General features: G+C 55.0%; 13 protein-coding genes. 7 read left to right on the top strand and 6 right to left on the bottom strand.

Annotation, left to right across the window (positions count from 1 at the left end; all coding sequences use genetic code 11):
- Genes C2E19_RS21210 through C2E19_RS21200 form a run of 3 tightly spaced genes read right to left on the bottom strand, consistent with a single transcriptional unit; the run spans position 1 to position 2,994 of the window.
- On the bottom strand, positions 1–951 hold the full coding sequence (locus C2E19_RS21210; protein ID WP_129394943.1) for a WxcM-like domain-containing protein: 951 nt from the start codon (positions 949–951) through the stop codon (positions 1–3).
- Positions 948–1,883, bottom strand: coding sequence for a glycosyltransferase family 2 protein (locus tag C2E19_RS21205; RefSeq protein WP_129394942.1), 936 nt, complete (start codon positions 1,881–1,883; stop codon positions 948–950). Before C2E19_RS21205 ends, C2E19_RS21210 begins: the two co-directional genes overlap by 4 nt.
- 1 nt (position 1,884) lies before the next feature.
- Positions 1,885–2,994, bottom strand: a complete 1,110-nt coding sequence (locus C2E19_RS21200; protein WP_129394941.1) for a DegT/DnrJ/EryC1/StrS aminotransferase family protein — start codon at positions 2,992–2,994, stop codon at positions 1,885–1,887.
- Between the two features lie 509 nt (positions 2,995–3,503).
- Here C2E19_RS21200 and C2E19_RS21195 point away from each other — a divergent pair.
- From C2E19_RS21195 to fabF, 5 genes are all read left to right on the top strand, one after another.
- Positions 3,504–5,873: a hypothetical protein gene (locus C2E19_RS21195; RefSeq protein WP_129394940.1), complete on the top strand. Its 2,370-nt coding sequence runs from the start codon at positions 3,504–3,506 to the stop codon at positions 5,871–5,873.
- A 291-nt stretch (positions 5,874–6,164) separates the two neighbouring features.
- Positions 6,165–8,159 carry a nucleoside-diphosphate sugar epimerase/dehydratase gene (locus tag C2E19_RS21190; protein WP_129394939.1) on the top strand — a complete coding sequence of 665 codons (1,995 nt, stop codon included), beginning with the start codon at positions 6,165–6,167 and terminating at the stop codon, positions 8,157–8,159.
- A gap of 111 nt (positions 8,160–8,270) precedes the next feature.
- Positions 8,271–8,606 carry a helix-hairpin-helix domain-containing protein gene (locus C2E19_RS21185; protein ID WP_129394938.1) on the top strand — a complete coding sequence of 112 codons (336 nt, stop codon included), beginning with the start codon at positions 8,271–8,273 and terminating at the stop codon, positions 8,604–8,606.
- A gap of 214 nt (positions 8,607–8,820) precedes the next feature.
- Entirely contained in the window at positions 8,821–9,615 is a 795-nt protein-coding gene (locus C2E19_RS21180; protein WP_129394937.1) for an SDR family oxidoreductase, read from the top strand.
- A gap of 31 nt (positions 9,616–9,646) precedes the next feature.
- On the top strand, positions 9,647–10,921 hold the full coding sequence (gene fabF, locus C2E19_RS21175; RefSeq protein ID WP_129394936.1) for a beta-ketoacyl-ACP synthase II: 1,275 nt from the start codon (positions 9,647–9,649) through the stop codon (positions 10,919–10,921).
- Here the strand turns inward: fabF and C2E19_RS21170 are convergent.
- The 3 genes from C2E19_RS21170 to eat all read right to left on the bottom strand — a co-directional run bounded on the left by C2E19_RS21170 (position 10,918) and on the right by eat (position 13,356).
- The gene (locus tag C2E19_RS21170; RefSeq protein WP_129394935.1) at positions 10,918–11,475 is read right to left on the bottom strand and encodes a TetR/AcrR family transcriptional regulator; all 558 of its coding nucleotides are present in this window, start codon (positions 11,473–11,475) and stop codon (positions 10,918–10,920) included. The two genes, fabF and C2E19_RS21170, sit on opposite strands and share 4 nt — an antisense overlap.
- Before the next feature lie 137 nt (positions 11,476–11,612).
- Positions 11,613–11,780, bottom strand: coding sequence for a DUF2897 family protein (locus tag C2E19_RS21165; protein ID WP_080896048.1), 168 nt, complete (start codon positions 11,778–11,780; stop codon positions 11,613–11,615).
- 211 nt (positions 11,781–11,991) lie between these two features.
- The gene (gene eat / locus C2E19_RS21160; protein ID WP_129394934.1) at positions 11,992–13,356 is read right to left on the bottom strand and encodes an ethanolamine permease; all 1,365 of its coding nucleotides are present in this window, start codon (positions 13,354–13,356) and stop codon (positions 11,992–11,994) included.
- Between the two features lie 398 nt (positions 13,357–13,754).
- Here eat and kdpF point away from each other — a divergent pair, with 398 nt between their 5' ends.
- A complete protein-coding gene (kdpF, locus tag C2E19_RS21150; RefSeq protein WP_007899818.1) occupies positions 13,755–13,844 on the top strand; it encodes a K(+)-transporting ATPase subunit F in 90 nt (29 codons plus the stop codon).
- Between the two features lie 8 nt (positions 13,845–13,852).
- The gene (gene kdpA / locus C2E19_RS21145; protein ID WP_129394932.1) at positions 13,853–15,547 is read left to right on the top strand and encodes a potassium-transporting ATPase subunit KdpA; all 1,695 of its coding nucleotides are present in this window, start codon (positions 13,853–13,855) and stop codon (positions 15,545–15,547) included.
- Positions 15,548–15,556 lie beyond the last annotated feature (9 nt).

Here is a 15,556-nt window from a genome sequence, read left to right as displayed (position 1 = left end):
TCAAACTTGCCCGGCGTTATTTTTTTCCAGCAGGAACTGGTCGTAATCGCGGATATAGTCGCCGGCCTCATAATGCTCGGAGGCGAAGACCAGCAATACTGCATCGGCCGAGTATTTGTACTGGATGCCCCATGTCATTGCAGGCAGAAACAAACCGAGGGTATGTGAGTCTAGAACGAATTCCTGTCTGTTCGTGCCGTTATCAGCGACGACGTGAACTGTCCCTTTGACTGCGATCAGAAACTGATGGCATTCGCGATGGGCGTGTTCGCCGCGAGTTTCAGCGGTCGGTACGTTGGAAACGAGGAAGTAGCGCTTCACTGAGAACGGAATATCCCGTTCGAATTCGCCGACACTGAGGCTGCCTCGAATATCGACAGCTTCAAGCATGCGATGAAGCGTTACGCCGCAGGGATAGACCTCAGACTTGCCAACGTTGCCTGGGCTTTCGACTGTCGTCGTGCCGGTGGCTTTCGCGTCAACGTAGCCAATAATCTTTGCGGGGTTTCCGACAACTATAGCGTTAGGCGGAACTGATTTGGTGACGACCGAACCCGCGCCGACCATTGCCGCCGAGCCGATTGTTATGCCTGGCAAAATAGTGGAGTTCGCACCGAGCGAGGCACCTTTCCGGATGATCGTCCTGGCGAATTCGGTCGGGTAAACCTTGCTGCGAGGGAAAATATCATTGGTGAACGTAACGTTCGGCCCGACGAATACATCATCCTCGATGGTAATCCCGTCCCACACCTGCACGCCGCATTTAAGTGTGACGCGCGATCCGATGATGACATCATTCTCTACAAAAACGTGGTCGCAAATATTGCAGTCATTACCGATGTTTGCATTAGGAAGTACATGCGCGAACGCCCAGATACGCGACCCTGCGCCGATGTTTGGGGATTCGCAAATAGCGTGCTCATGAACAAAAAAATTTCGTGGATCGGTCATTTGTTGACTCCAAAATCAAGGACTTTCATCGGAATCGCCAATGGGCGTCCTTTTGTATTTTCATAGGTCCGCCAAGCATACGAACCGACAACGCCGAGGCCTAATAAATTGAGGCTGCCAAGAAGCGTGATCATGAATAGCGTCATCGCATAGCCCGGGACTTCGATAAGGCCCGCCAGTTTCGAAAAAATCACACTGATGCCATATAACGACGAAAATATCGATCCTGCAGCGCCTACCCTGATCAACAAGCGGATAGGCAGGTCAGTGAAGGAAAACACACTGTCCATCAGGTAATTGATTTTTTTCCTGAGTGTCCATGCCGATTTTCCATGCTCCCTGGCCACGCGAGAGTAGAGCACCACCTCTCGACGGAATCCCAGCCAGAAAATTTGCGCAATCAGCGAGCTGTGCCGTTCCTCGAGCTTGAGGAGATTGTCGCGAAACGCCAGGTTGCAGCCGAACATATCCACACCGCCGGCCGGCATTTCCGGAATGACGTAGCGCTTGTACAGGCCCCAGAACATCTTCGAAGCAAGTTTGGAGAGAAATGGATCTTGCCGGCTTTCACGAACACCCACCACGACATCGACAGGTTCATTGTTCAGAACCTTGTTCATCGTCAGTACGAGGCTCGGTGGTTCTTGGAGATCCGCAGCCATAACTGCAAATGTGCGCCCTTTGGCATGCTGCAGCCCGGTGCGAATCGCCATGAACGACCCAAAGTTCTTCGATAACAGGATCAGCTGCGAAGAGAACTGCCGCATTGGCAGATTCTCTCGCAGCAGTTCGAATGATTTGTCAGGGCTGCCGTCTACAACAAATACTACTTCCAGTTCACCCTGTAGTTGAACATTAAGATCATCTATAGCCTGTAACAAAGAAGGAATCGATTCTTCGTTGCGATAAACTGGAATTACAAGCGATAACACACTAAATCCCCTGTTTGAAGAAGTGGCAGACGACTTCGATAACACGGTTTACTTGTTCAGTGGTCAGGCCCGGGAAGCACGGAAGCGAAACCAGTTTTGAACTTGCGGTTTCAGTAACCGGAAGATCAAAGGTGTCATTTAATGTGTAGGCTGTTTGCCAGTGATCGGGAACAGGGTAGTGAATGTCAGTGCTGACGCCTTGATCTTTCAGGTACAGCGTAAAGGCATCTCTGTTTTCTACGCGCAACACGAACAGGTGTGCGACAAAGTCATCACCCAGGCTAGCTGGCAGTTTTACCGGTAGCGCCGCAAAAGCTTCGCAATATTTTTTTGCGATGTCCCGACGTTCCGCGTTCCATTGGTCGAGCATGGGTAGCTTCACACGCAATATTGCAGCCTGCATTTCATCCAGGCGGCTGTTGCGTCCCAAAGGTACGGTGACATGATATTTGGTCGACCAGCCATATTGCCGCAGCTTCAGCAAGCGTTCGGCAATCGCCGGCGACGAGGTAACTATCGCGCCGCCATCACCCAGAGCCCCGAGATTTTTGGTCGGGTAAAAGCTGAAGCAGGCCAAGTCTCCAAAGGAGCCGCACTGGCCTTGTTCCGAGCGAGCACCATGCGATTGAGCGCAGTCTTCCAGTACCGCAGCGCCAGACGCGCGGGCGATCGATGCGAGTGTCTGGATATCCGCCAGTTGCCCATAAAGATGGGTGACGATGACAACCTTGGCGGGTTTCGCCAATGCTCGCTTCAGTGACTCCGGGCACATGGTAAGGGAATTGTCGTCGACGTCGACGTATACAGGTTCGGCGCCAACCGCTCTGATTGCAGTGCTGCTATAGAAGCCTGCGTTAGCGACGGTAACGACGCGATCGCCAGGCCCCACGCCCATGCCGAGCAACGCGATTTCCAGTGCCTCAGAACCATTGGCAACGGAAATGCAGTGATCTACGCCAACGTAGTCGGCGAATTCGCGCTCGAACGCTTTTACCTCCTCACCCATGATGTACCAATGACGGTTGACAACACGCATGAGTGGTTCGGAAAAGTCGATGCCTGCGTTGGCGGCGACCGCTGAAAAGAGAGGGATTTGTTGTTTGGCGTCCATGGTTTATCCAGAATTTTTTGGCTGCGCGCATGATAAAGGTCAAAGGTTTATTACACAATTGGCTATGCAGCCAGCGAGTTCCTGAGCCGATAACCAGACATGCAAAAAAGTCGGTTTTCAGCTGTTTCCGGCTGCTTGATCGTGGTCTTTTTCTCGGCTTGACGAGCGGCAGGGAGGTGTAATGCTGTTGATTGGCGTGGCCTCCTGGGTGCCAGTGCATCTCGCTTTTTTTAGACGTCTACTGTATTTTGCAAGCGCTTTTTTCCAAATTCCTAAAAATTAAGAGTTTGTCTTTGTTTATGAATGTTTTTTTCCGTTCTAACATATTCCAGAAAAAATCATTTGCAGAGTATTTTCGCAGTCTCCTGATCTTGACAATATTTTTTAGTCTAGTGGGTTTCTTTACTCCGATCAGCAGGCCTGTCTTAAATATAGAGATGGTTTCCAGTGTTTCCGGAACGTCTCAATTGTTTTTTAATGATGGAAATGGCTACAGTGAAGATAACTCCATGAAGGAAGTTGTCATTGCCGGTAGAAATAGTCTGGCGTATCCGCTTTCGATTCAGGCATCTCCCGTTCGTTGGGATCCGCTGAACTCTCCCGGTACTATCGAGGTGCTTGATACGCGCGTCTCTGTGTTTGGCCTGGGTTTTCTGCCGGGAGCGATGAGCTTCAAGGCTCTTAATCAGATTGAAAGCATAAACAATCTTTCCGACAAGTCTGTGATTCGCATGCAGGAAAGTGCTTTCGATCCTGAACTTGAATTGACCTTCGATGCCGAGCAGGTGAGTCGGGTCAGAATAATGCTCAGCGTGCTCATTGGGTTTGCAGTTTCGCTTCTTTTTCTGGTGCTGCTTCACTTTGCCAGTGACATCAAGGCGCTGTTCAGCAGGCTTCCAGCGTGGTTGTATGTGGTTTGTCTGTTAGCGTTTTTAAACTTGTACGTGTTTTATGATCAGCTATTTGGGCAGAGCGTTTTCCCTTGGGACTTCTCTTTGACCTATCATGCAATACCGAATTACTGGTTGACTTCCTTGCAGGCGGGGCAATTCCCGTCGTGGGTACCATTCCAGGGGATGGGCTATCCGCTGTTGATGAACATGCAATCCGGCCTGTTTTATCCGCCGAATTATATTTTCTATGTTTTTAACATTCCTTATACATTGCATGCGGCAGTTGTCTTTCAAGTCATGCATGTGTTTTTTGCTGGACTTGGCGCTTACGTTCTATTGCGAAAGTCGGGACATGATGTTCTTGCCTCGGTAATCGGAAGTGTTGCCTACAACTTGTTCGGCGGCTTTTTCTGCAACTCTGAACATCTGGATATCGTGCGCAGTTTCGCATTCCTGCCGTGGATTTTTGCAGGGCTGGTGGACCTGATGCGCAATGGGGTGAAGCCCTTCCCGTTGATTGTGCTACCTGTTCTGTTGCTGTTTCAATGGACAGGGGGATACCCGGGTTCGTCAATCAGCATCGTCTTTATTTCCTGTGTGTTCATTTTTGGGTCAGCTATCGCCAAAGAATGCTCATGGAAACATTTCATCATTGGCGGAGGGCTCATGATGAGTGGGGTGCTGATGGCATCCCCGGCCTTCTTCCCGGTTCTGATGTTAAAGGGTGAGATAGCCAGGTCGGCCGAAGCGGGCAATCTGGCGAAGACGTTTATCGCTCCCGTGAATTTGCTCAGCCTGATTCAACGAATTGATTTTCCCGGGCTACCGGGTGACGTATCGATGCGCTCGTTGCACGTCTTGATCATTCCTTTTGTGTTCGTTTTTTTCATGAGCGTGAAAGTTTTCAAGCGTAATGTGGGTATGACGGCTGTTGCCGCCTGTGCCTTATTTATGGGCATGGGAGGATGGTTTTTCGACGCGGTTACCAAGGTGTTTCCGCCGCTCGGTTATAGCCGGTTTCCAAGTGCGGACTATCGCGGGTTCATCGCCCTGGCGCTGATATATTTCGCCATGCTCGGTTACCAGGAATACAAAAACAGCAGTGTCGGTGTGGTTAAAGACCGTTTGGTCAGGTTTACCCTGTTTGCCGTGTTGAGTTACTTCGCTGTTGACCCGCTATTGTTGAATCAGGACGCTTTTGTCTTTTCGCTGATTACCATCCTTATGGTGATCGTGGCGCTGTGCGTTCATCGATTCAGATTGAATCCTGCGGTTGTGTTCGTTTTGTTTTTCTCAATTCAGGTAATTGATTTCATCCGTGTCGAAGACGGACAAGCATACTGGGACAACCCTTCCATTTCCGCTGTGCATGCGGAAAAGTTCGGATCCTTGCAAACGCCCGCGCCACTGCTTGTGCAGAGAATCAAAGGGGTTGATTCGCGTGCAGAGCGCAGCGATGCGTTCACGGGTCAGGACTTCGGTTACCAAGGCTATTTGACCGGCATTTATATGGTGGGTGATTATTCAGGGCCAATGCAGTTTCTCCGGCAGAGATACATAGTTGGCAACCCTGACTTGTTGAGTTTTGCCAAAAGAGCCTGGACGCCGATTTTTTTCAAGGCGCAGCCCGATGCACAGGAAGCAATCGAAGCTATTCAGACCGGCGCAGATGCAGCGAGTGATCGGGTACAGCTGTCGTTGTATAAGCCCAATCAGATTGAATATGACGTTAAATCCACGTCCGGGTTTGGTTTCCTGGAAAATGAGACTTACTTCCCTGGTTGGACCATGAATGTCAATGACGGAATACAGGTAACCGCGAAAGATGTTCATGGTTTCCGATACTGGGATATGCCCGCCGGGACATACAAGGCTGTGGCAAAATTTAATATGCCATATTTCCGAACGGCTGTTTTTCTGGCTGTTTTCGGACTGCTGGCGTATTTGTTGAGTGTCGCCTGTTTACTCATGTTCCGTAAAAAATAGCCCGTTCTATTCCATTTGCCTGATTTTTACGCCTGCGGGGTGTCAATCTACCCGCAGGCGTTTTTATTCCGATCAACGGCATCATAAAATGCCTCTCATCAGAAAAATCGCTGTTCAGCCCGATTTGCCCCTCGCAGAGCATTAGTCTTCGCAAAAGCGAAGGACACCGTGCCTTGTGGCGATTTGCCGGTCTGGTTTTGCTAGTGTTTTTTCTGTAACCCGGATCTTTTACTCCGTACAATGCGTCAGCCGGTTCAACCAACGGAGTAGGTCAGATTGGTACGAGGGAATATGGGAAAACTACGCGTATTTTTGCTGGCGCTGCCGCGCAGGCAGAAACGGTTGATTCAAGTGCTGACGGATATTGTCCTTGTGTGGGCCGCACTGTGGATGGCGTTTATCGTGCGTCTTGGCGTTGATGAGATGGTCAACCCGATAAAGGTGCATCTGTGGCTGTTTGTTTGCGCCCCGGTCGTGGCTATTCCCTTGTTCATTCGTTTCGGCATGTACCGTGCCGTCATGCGTTATTTTGGCAATGACGCACTCGTTGCAATCATCAAAGCGGTCAGTTTGTCTTCGCTGATTCTTGCATTGGTGGTCTATTGGTACAGCAACCACGAAACCGTCGTTCCTCGCTCGATCATTTTCAACTACTGGTGGCTGAGTCTGGTCATCATCGGTGGGCTGCGCTTGTTGATGCGCCAGTACTTCATGGGTGACTGGTTCAACGCGGCACAGCACGTACCGTTCACCAATCGCGATGACGGGCTGACGAAAGTGGCCATCTACGGTGCCGGTGTGGCAGGTAATCAGTTGGTGGCGGCATTGCGCATGGGCCGGGTAATGCGGCCTGTTGCGTTCATCGATGATGATTCAAGCATCGCCGATCGGGCAATTTCCGGGCTGCAGGTCTACAAACCCAAACATATCCAACAGATGATCGATGTCACCGGGGCGCAGGAAATTCTCCTGGCCCTTCCATCGTCAACGCGTGCCCGACGCCGGGAAATTCTGCACCTCCTCGAAGGTTTCCCCCTGCATGTGCGCAGCGTGCCGAACTTCACCGATCTCGCCAGCGGTCGGGTGAAGGTCGAAGACATTCAGGAAGTCGATATTGCTGACCTGCTGGGGCGCGACGCGGTGCCAGCGCAGGCAGATCTACTGGAGCGCTGTATCAAAGGCAAGATTGTGATGGTCACCGGGGCGGGAGGATCCATTGGATCCGAGCTGTGCCGACAGATCTTTTCCCTGCAGCCGACCACGCTGTTGTTGTTTGAACACAGCGAGTTCAATCTCTACAGCATTCTTTCGGAGCTGGAGCAGCGTGGCTGTCGTGAATCGGTACCGGTGAAGCTGCTGCCGATACTCGGATCGATCCGTCATCAGGACAAGCTGCTCGATGTGATGAAAACATGGAAGGTCGATACGGTTTACCATGCGGCCGCCTATAAACATGTGCCTATGGTCGAACACAATATCGCTGAAGGCGTGCTGAATAATGTTATCGGCACCCTCAATACCGCTCAGGCCGCATTGAAATCCGGAGTAGCGAACTTCGTATTGATTTCTACCGACAAGGCTGTACGTCCGACTAATGTCATGGGCAGTACCAAACGTTTGGCCGAGTTGACCCTTCAGGCTTTGAGCCGTGAGATTGCCCCGGTTTTGTTTGGCGACAACTCCAACGTTTCCCGAGTCAACAAGACGCGCTTCACCATGGTGCGTTTTGGTAACGTACTGGGTTCGTCCGGTTCGGTGATCCCGCTGTTTCACAGCCAGATCAAATCAGGCGGTCCGCTGACAGTCACTCACCCCAAGATCACCCGCTACTTCATGACCATCCCCGAAGCTGCGCAACTGGTGATCCAGGCCGGTTCGATGGGGCAGGGAGGTGATGTCTTTGTTCTGGATATGGGCGAGCCGGTAAAAATCGTCGAACTGGCGGAGAAAATGATTCATCTCTCCGGTTTGAGCATTCGTTCGGATCGCAATCCACAGGGTGATCTGGCCATTGAGTTCACGGGGCTGCGCCCTGGCGAAAAACTCTACGAGGAGCTGCTGATCGGCGACAACGTTGCAGCGACACCGCACCCGATGATCATGACCGCAAACGAAGATCACCTGCCTTGGGATGTGCTGAAGGCCAGGCTGAGCGAATTGCTGGTTGCGGTCGAAAAGGATGATTACTCCCGCGTCCGCCAACTGCTGCGTGAAACCGTCAGCGGTTACACCCCCGACGGCGAGATCGTCGACTGGATCTACCAGCAGCGCCGTCTCGAGCCCTGATTGTTTCACATCCTGTAACGTACGCATTTTTGACTTATGCCCATCGTGACCTAAGTTTGGGGAGCAGCTTCGGAAAAGCTGCTTTCTCAAATGATGATGGAGCGTCACTTTATGCGTACCGGTTACTTCTACTCGCTGATTTTTACCCTGCTCACCAGCGCCTCTATTACGGCGATTGCGGCGCCAGTTGCTACGCCGGAGCTGCCAAAGGCGCCTCTGGTGATGGAGGTGTCAGCCGCGTCCTCAAAGGAAAAAATCGATCTCAACGACGCAGACGCGCCGACCTTGCAGAAAGAGCTGTCCGGCGTAGGTGAAGCCAAGGCCAAGGCGATTGTTGCATATCGAGAAACAAATGGGCCGTTCGCGTCAGTGGATGAGTTGCTGGAAGTAAAGGGTATTGGCAAAGCGATTCTGGATCGCAATCGTGAAAAGCTGGAAGTGAACTAAGCTGGGTTTTCCAAGCCGTGAGGCCGGTCATTGACCGGCCTTTTTTGTTTCATCAGTACACGGACGGGCCACAAGGTCATGAATACGTTCGTCGGGTGATAAAAAATTACGGCTATCATATCCTGTTAAGATTATGCCTATAATAAATCGCCGCCTCTGATCGCGTGTTGCCTCAGTGGGCCTTTTCATTTCGAGCATTTTCAGGAGTACTGGCATGAATTCCGCAAAACACCAAGGCGTAGCTCTCGTCACTGGCGCTTCATCCGGCATCGGTGCGATTTACGCCGAGCGGCTGGCAGCACGCGGTTTCGATTTGCTGTTGGTTGCCCGAGATCAGGAACGTCTGGAGATCGCCGCGACCAAATTACGCGATGCGCATGGCATTCAGGTTGAGGTGCTCAAAGCGGATCTCACGCAAAAGGACGACGTGCTGAAACTTGAACAACGCTTGCGCAGCGATTCGGGCATCAGTCTGCTGGTGAACAATGCCGGGGTTGCCGCTGACGGTCTGCTGGCCAATGCAGACCTCGATCAGTTGGAGCGCTTGATCCAGTTGAACATCACCGCTGTCACGCGCCTGGCATCGGCGGCCGCCGCGAGTTTCACCAAGGCTAGACGTGGCGCGATCATCAATATCGCTTCGGTGGTGGCGCTGTTTCCAGAGCGCTTCAATGCAACCTACAGCGCCAGCAAAGCCTATGTGCTGAGCCTGAGCCAATCGCTGAATGCCGAACTTGAAGGCACCGGCGTTCAAGTCCAGGCGGTATTGCCCGGCGTAACTCGCACTGAAATCTGGGAGCGTTCCGGGATCGATGCCAGTGGCATTCCGGCCGCGATGGTCATGGAAGCTGGCGAGATGGTCGACGCGGCACTGGCCGGTCTGGATCAGGGTGAGTTGATTACCATCCCGTCGTTGCCCGATGCCGGTGATTGGCAGGCGTTCGTTGCTGCGCGTCATGTCCTTGCGCCGAACCTTTCGCACAGTTCGGCAGCCCAACGCTACAAGTAAGGCCATTCAATTGATCAGGGGTAACCACGGTATGGATCAGCGTCGAGTTGTCGTCACAGGGATGGGCTTGGTTTCGCCGTTGGGCAGTGATGTCGAAATCGTCTGGCAGCGGTTGCTGGCCGGACGCTCGGGTCTGCGTAATTTGCCCGATGCAGTGGTCGCCGACTTGCCGACCAGCGTTGGCGGCAGAGTTTTGACCCTTGAGGAGGATGCCGAGGCGGGATTCGATCCGGATCGCGCCACGCCACCGAAAGAACAGAAGAAAATGGACCGCTTCATTCAGTTCGCCATGGAGGCCGCCCGTCAGGCACTTGAGCAGGCGGGGTGGCAGCCGACCGACAGCGTTGATCAGGAACGCACCGCGACCATCATCGGCTCCGGTGTCGGCGGCTTCGGCGCCATTGCCGACGCCGTGCGCACCACCGATAGCCGTGGCCCGCGACGTTTGTCGCCATTCACCATTCCGTCGTTTCTGGTCAATCTGGCGGCCGGCCACGTGTCGATCCAGCACGGCTTGAAAGGTCCCTTGGGCGCGCCGGTGACGGCTTGTGCTGCCGGGGTTCAGGCGATTGGTGATGCGGCACGCCTGATTCGCGCCGGTGAGGCGGATATTGCCGTGTGCGGAGGGGCGGAAGCGGCGATTGATCGGGTCAGCCTTGCCGGGTTTGCTGCTGCCCGTGCATTGTCCAGTGGCTACAACGACACTCCCGAGCGCGCATCACGTCCCTTTGACAGCGGTCGCGATGGCTTCGTAATGGGCGAGGGCGCCGGCCTGCTGGTGATCGAATCTCTGGAACATGCCTTGGCTCGTGGCGCTCAGCCTTTGGCCGAGCTGGTCGGTTATGGCACCAGTGCCGACGCTTATCACCTGACCGCCGGGCCGGAAGACGGTAGCGGCGCGCGCAGGGCAATGACTTTGGCGTTGGCGCAGGCCGGAGTAACCCCGGATCAGGTCCAGCATCTTAATGCTCATGCCACTTCCACCCCGGTCGGCGATCTTGGCGAATTGGCGGCGATCAAGTCGCTCTTTGGCACCGAGAAGAAAGTTGCCGTGACCTCGACCAAATCGTCCACGGGGCACTTGCTGGGCGCGGCGGGTGGGCTCGAGGCGATCTTCACGTTATTGGCGATTCGCGATCAGGTGGTTCCACCAACACTCAACTTCGAGAACCCTGATCCGGCGAGCGAAGGCGTAGACATCGTCCATGGGCAAGCGCGGTCGATGCCGATCGAATATGCATTGTCCAACGGCTTCGGTTTTGGCGGGGTGAATGCCAGCGTGCTGTTCAAGCGCTGGCAGGCTTAACCTTCGGACTGTTTGAGGTGTTCGCGGGCGACATCGAGAATGCGTTGCGCAAAATCGGCATCCGCGACACTGCGTGACAGCAGCAGCGCGCCAACCAATGTCGACATGATGACAATGGCACGGTCAGCGCTGTTTTCGCCGCTCAGGGTTTCCTCTATTTGCTCCAGCCGCGCATTGAGAATTTTGTCGCTGGTGGGACTTGCCTGACCACGCAAGCCAAGTTCAGAGGAAATGGTCAACAGCGGGCATCCCTCATGGGGCGACGTCAGGTGCCATTCAGACAGATAGGTTTCGATGAATGCTTCGCGAGGGTGTTCCTGGGAAAACAGTTCAGCGCATAGACCATCGACCTGATCGCCGGCCTCTTGCAAAGCCTTCTCGACCAACTCGTCCTTGGACTTGAAGTGCGAATAAAAGCCACCATGGGTCAGCCCCAGTGCTTTCATCAACGGCTGCAAGCCAGTCGCGCCGATGCCGTCCTTGCGGAATCGTGCCGAGGCTTCCTTGATGATGCGCTGATGGGTCTGGGCTTTATGGTCCTGCGAGTAACGCATGTGGAACTCTCCGCAACAATGCCACCATCTTAACCAAGGAAAATTAAATGGTGACTGTACTTCTACTTCTAAAAAGCATGCGGATAAGTCCGAAAGGAACCCGAACGAAAAACCCCGCCAATCAGGCGGGGTTTTTGTCAGCGGTCTTGCGCTTCTTTGGCGTCCGCTTCGGCATTGCGGGCGGCGACGCGTTTGCGTTCTTCATCGGTCAGTTCGACCTTGTTGGCGGTGTCACGCAACATCATCAAACCGCCGACGATCGAGCCGATTGCAACGACCAGAATCAACCAGGCATACCAGGGCATAACGGCTCTCCTTAATGTCAGCGTGACGGACGAGGATTTCGCCGTGCAACGCTGCTTACCACTTTTGAGCGAAGTGACTTCGCAGTGGTTCCATTCTAGGCCGGTTATCCCTGCTGCACCCGAAATCCCTGTAGGAGCCGCGGCACGCTGCGATCTTTTGATCTTTTGGCAAAGCAAAGTCAAAAGATCGCAGCGTGCCGCCTACAGGGGATCACTGGCCCGTGAGCATGGCGTCGGCCGGAGCATTGGCGCGCAACTGGCCGGTAAGCAGGAAGTAGGTGAACCCGACGGCCATGAAGCCGAGGAAGATCAGCCCGATCAACGCGTTGAACCACGCCATGGCGATCAGGCACACCACTGCCAGCACCAGCGCGATCAGTGGGATCAACGGATAGCACGGCGCGCGAAATGTGCGTTCGAGGTTCGGCTCCGACTTACGCAGTTTGAACAGGCTGAGCATGCTCATGATGTACATCACGATGGCGCCAAACACTGCCATGGTGATCATCGCGGCGGTGAGAGTCATTCCGCCGAGGTTGATCAGGCCGTCGCTGTAGATCGCCGCGATGCCGATGATGCCGCCGACGATGATTGCCCGGTGCGGCGTCTGGAAGCGCGACAGTTTCGCCAGCGATGCGGGCAGATAGCCTGCGCGGGCCAGGGCGAAGAACTGCCGCGAATAGCCGAGAATGATTCCGTGGAAACTGGCGACCAGACCGAACAAGCCGATCCAGACCAGCATGTGCAGCCAGCCGGAGTTGTCGCCGACCACGGTTTTCATCGCTTGGGGCAACGGGTCGTTGATGTTGGCCAGGGTGCGCCAGTCGCCGACGCCGCCAGCAAAGAACATCACGCCCATCGCCAGTAACACCAATGTCAGGATCCCACTGATATAAGCCTTGGGAATCGTGCGTTTCGGGTCCTTGGCTTCTTCGGCGGCCATGGCCGCGCCTTCGATGGCGAGGAAGAACCAGATCGCGAATGGAATGGCGGCGAACATCCCGGCAATCGCCGGCGCGCCGAATACGTCCGAGCCGGCCCAACCATTAAGCGCGAAATTGCTGAAGCTGAACGCTGGCGCGACCACGCCCATGAACACCAGTAATTCAGCCACAGCCAGTACGCAGACGATCAATTCGAACGTCGCCGCCAGCTTCACGCCGAGAATGTTCAACCCCATGAACACGATGTACGCGCCGACCGCGGCGTGTTTCGGATCGAGCGCCGGAAACTGCACATTCAGGTAAGCGCCAATGGCCAGAGCAATCGCTGGCGGGGCGAAGACGAATTCGATCAGCGTCGCCAGCCCGGCGATCAATCCTCCTTTTTCACCGAACGCACGACGGCTGTAGGCAAACGGCCCGCCCGCGTGTGGGATCGCGGTGGTCAGTTCGGTGAAGCTGAAGATGAAGCAGGTGTACATGGTCGCGACCATGAACGAAGTCACCAGAAAGCCCAGCGTCCCGGCAACGCCCCAGCCGTAACTCCAGCCGAAATACTCCCCGGAAATCACCAGCCCCACGGCAATACCCCACAGGTGCAAAGTGCCCAGCGTGGGTTTGAGTTGTGTGTTCATGCGGTTGCTCCCTGAACGGTTTGGAAAGCTCGGGGGAGGGCGCGTGCAGTGGGCGTGCCATTGCGGTGAAACAAGTCGTAATGAGTTGAAAGGTGTCGTATCGGGGATATTCGCAGATGGATGGCACACATTTGTGCGCCAGTTGGGTGCGATGTTGCCTGTGCTGCCGTCTTCGCGAGCAGGCTCGCTCCCACAGGGGAATGCATTTGAAAATGTGGGAGCGAGCCTGCTCGCGAAGAGGCCGGCCCAAACGCCACAAAACCTCCTGTAACGCCCGTATAAACCCACTCTTTACGCTTTCTTTATGCCCAGCCAACCCCCTCGGCCTCGCTCCTTTACAGCCTCTTTTCCGACAATCACCCCACACGCGGCAATACGCCGTAACACGGAGATCTTCCATGAGCGTTCTGGACGGGGTGTCCCTGCTGCTGGCAGTGGGGCTGTTCATTTATCTGTTGGTTGCGCTGTTGCGCGCGGATCGGAACTAGGAGCGGCTATGCACAGTTATGACTATTGGCTGATCCTCGCGTTTTTCGCGTTGGTCCTGCTGCCGGCGCCGCTGCTCGGGCGCTTCTACTACAAAGTGATGGAAGGTCAGCGCACCTGGCTGACACCGATTCTCGGCCCGGTCGAGCGCGGTTGTTACCGCGTTGCCGGGGTCGATCCGCAGGCTGAACAGAGCTGGCAGAAATACACGCTGGCACTGCTGGCGTTCAATCTCGCCGGGTTCCTGCTGCTGTTCGCGATCCTGCTGTTCCAGGATCACTTGCCACTGAACCCGCAGAACTTGCCGGGCCAGGAATGGACCCAGGCGTTCAATACCGCGGTCAGTTTCATGACCAATACCAACTGGCAGTCCTACAGTGGCGAAGCGACCCTCAGCTATCTGAGCCAGATGGTCGGCCTCACCGTGCAGAACTTCGTCAGCGCCGCCACCGGCCTCGCCGTGCTGGTTGCGTTGTGCCGTGGTATCGGTCGCAAATCGACCAAGACGCTGGGCAACTTCTGGGTCGACATGACCCGCGCCACCCTTTACGGCTTGCTTCCGCTGTGCCTGCTGCTGGCGCTGTATCTGGTCTGGCAGGGCGTGCCGCAAACCTTCGCGCAGTATGTCAACGCAGTGACGATGCAAGGTGTTGATCAAGTGATTCCGCTGGGTCCTGCGGCCAGCCAGATTGCGATCAAGCAACTGGGCACCAACGGTGGCGGATTCTTCGGCGTCAACTCGGCGCACCCGTTCGAGAACCCGAGCGCGTGGAGCAACCTGTTCGAAGTCGCTTCGATCATCCTGATCCCGGTGGCGCTGGTGTTCACCTTCGGCCATTACGTCAAAGACCTGCGTCAGAGCCGCGCGATCATCGCCTGCATGCTGGCGCTGTTCCTGATCGGTGGCGCGACGTCGCTGTGGGCCGAGTACCAACCGAACCCGACCCTGAACAACGCCGCCGTCGAACAGACCGCGCCGCTGGAAGGTAAAGAAGCACGCTTCGGCACCACCGCCACGGTGCTCTGGTCGGTGACGACGACGGCGGCATCGAACGGTTCGGTCAACGGCATGCATGACAGCCTCAACCCGCTCAGTGGCATGGTCGCGCTGGTCAACATGATGGTCGGCGAAGTGATCTTCGGCGGCGTCGGTGCCGGCCTCTACGGCATGTTGCTCAACGTGCTGATCGCGGTGTTCCTCGCCGGCTTGATGATCGGCCGTACCCCGGAATACCTCGGCAAGAAACTCCAGGCGCGCGAAGTGCAATTGTTGGTGGTGACCTTGCTGGTGATGCCGGTCGGCGTGCTGGTGCTCGGTGCAATTGCTGCCACGGTTCCCAGTGCGGCAGCCACTATCAGCAACCCCGGCCCGCACGGTTTCAGCCAGTTGCTTTACGCCTATACCTCGGCGAGTGCCAACAACGGTTCGGCGTTCGGTGGCCTGAGCGCGAATACGCCGTTCCACAACCTGATGCTCGGGCTGGGCATGTTGATCGGTCGCTTCGGCTACATCCTGCCGGTGCTGGCCCTGGCCGGCAGCTTGGCAATGAAAAAAACCGCACCGATCGGCCAAAACAGCTTCCCGACTCATGGCCCGCTGTTCGTGACCCTGTTGACCGTGACCATTTTGCTGGTCGGCGGCCTGACCTTTCTGCCGACCCTCGCATTGGGGCCAATCGCAGAACATCTGAGTATGGGCTTCTAAGCCTTTCAT

Source organism: Pseudomonas sp. DTU12.3 (assembly GCF_004124275.1).
GTDB lineage: Bacteria > Pseudomonadota > Gammaproteobacteria > Pseudomonadales > Pseudomonadaceae > Aquipseudomonas > Aquipseudomonas helmanticensis.
Note: the sequence above shows the minus strand (reverse complement) of the source record. Positions and strands in the feature narration are given on the sequence as shown.

What these genes read in the sequence shown, in the direction of transcription:
- C2E19_RS21210 (WP_129394943.1), bottom strand. Translation starts at nt 951, where the DNA reads ATGACCGATCCACGAAATTTTTTTGTTCATGAGCACGCTATTTGCGAA.
- C2E19_RS21200 (WP_129394941.1), bottom strand. Translation starts at nt 2,994, where the DNA reads ATGGACGCCAAACAACAAATCCCTCTCTTTTCAGCGGTCGCCGCCAAC.
- C2E19_RS21195 (WP_129394940.1), top strand. Translation starts at nt 3,504, where the DNA reads ATGAAGGAAGTTGTCATTGCCGGTAGAAATAGTCTGGCGTATCCGCTT.
- C2E19_RS21190 (WP_129394939.1), top strand. Translation starts at nt 6,165, where the DNA reads ATGGGAAAACTACGCGTATTTTTGCTGGCGCTGCCGCGCAGGCAGAAA.
- C2E19_RS21185 (WP_129394938.1), top strand. Translation starts at nt 8,271, where the DNA reads ATGCGTACCGGTTACTTCTACTCGCTGATTTTTACCCTGCTCACCAGC.
- C2E19_RS21180 (WP_129394937.1), top strand. Translation starts at nt 8,821, where the DNA reads ATGAATTCCGCAAAACACCAAGGCGTAGCTCTCGTCACTGGCGCTTCA.
- fabF (WP_129394936.1), top strand. Translation starts at nt 9,647, where the DNA reads ATGGATCAGCGTCGAGTTGTCGTCACAGGGATGGGCTTGGTTTCGCCG.
- C2E19_RS21170 (WP_129394935.1), bottom strand. Translation starts at nt 11,475, where the DNA reads ATGCGTTACTCGCAGGACCATAAAGCCCAGACCCATCAGCGCATCATC.
- C2E19_RS21165 (WP_080896048.1), bottom strand. Translation starts at nt 11,780, where the DNA reads ATGCCCTGGTATGCCTGGTTGATTCTGGTCGTTGCAATCGGCTCGATC.
- eat (WP_129394934.1), bottom strand. Translation starts at nt 13,356, where the DNA reads ATGAACACACAACTCAAACCCACGCTGGGCACTTTGCACCTGTGGGGT.
- kdpF (WP_007899818.1), top strand. Translation starts at nt 13,755, where the DNA reads ATGAGCGTTCTGGACGGGGTGTCCCTGCTGCTGGCAGTGGGGCTGTTC.
- kdpA (WP_129394932.1), top strand. Translation starts at nt 13,853, where the DNA reads ATGCACAGTTATGACTATTGGCTGATCCTCGCGTTTTTCGCGTTGGTC.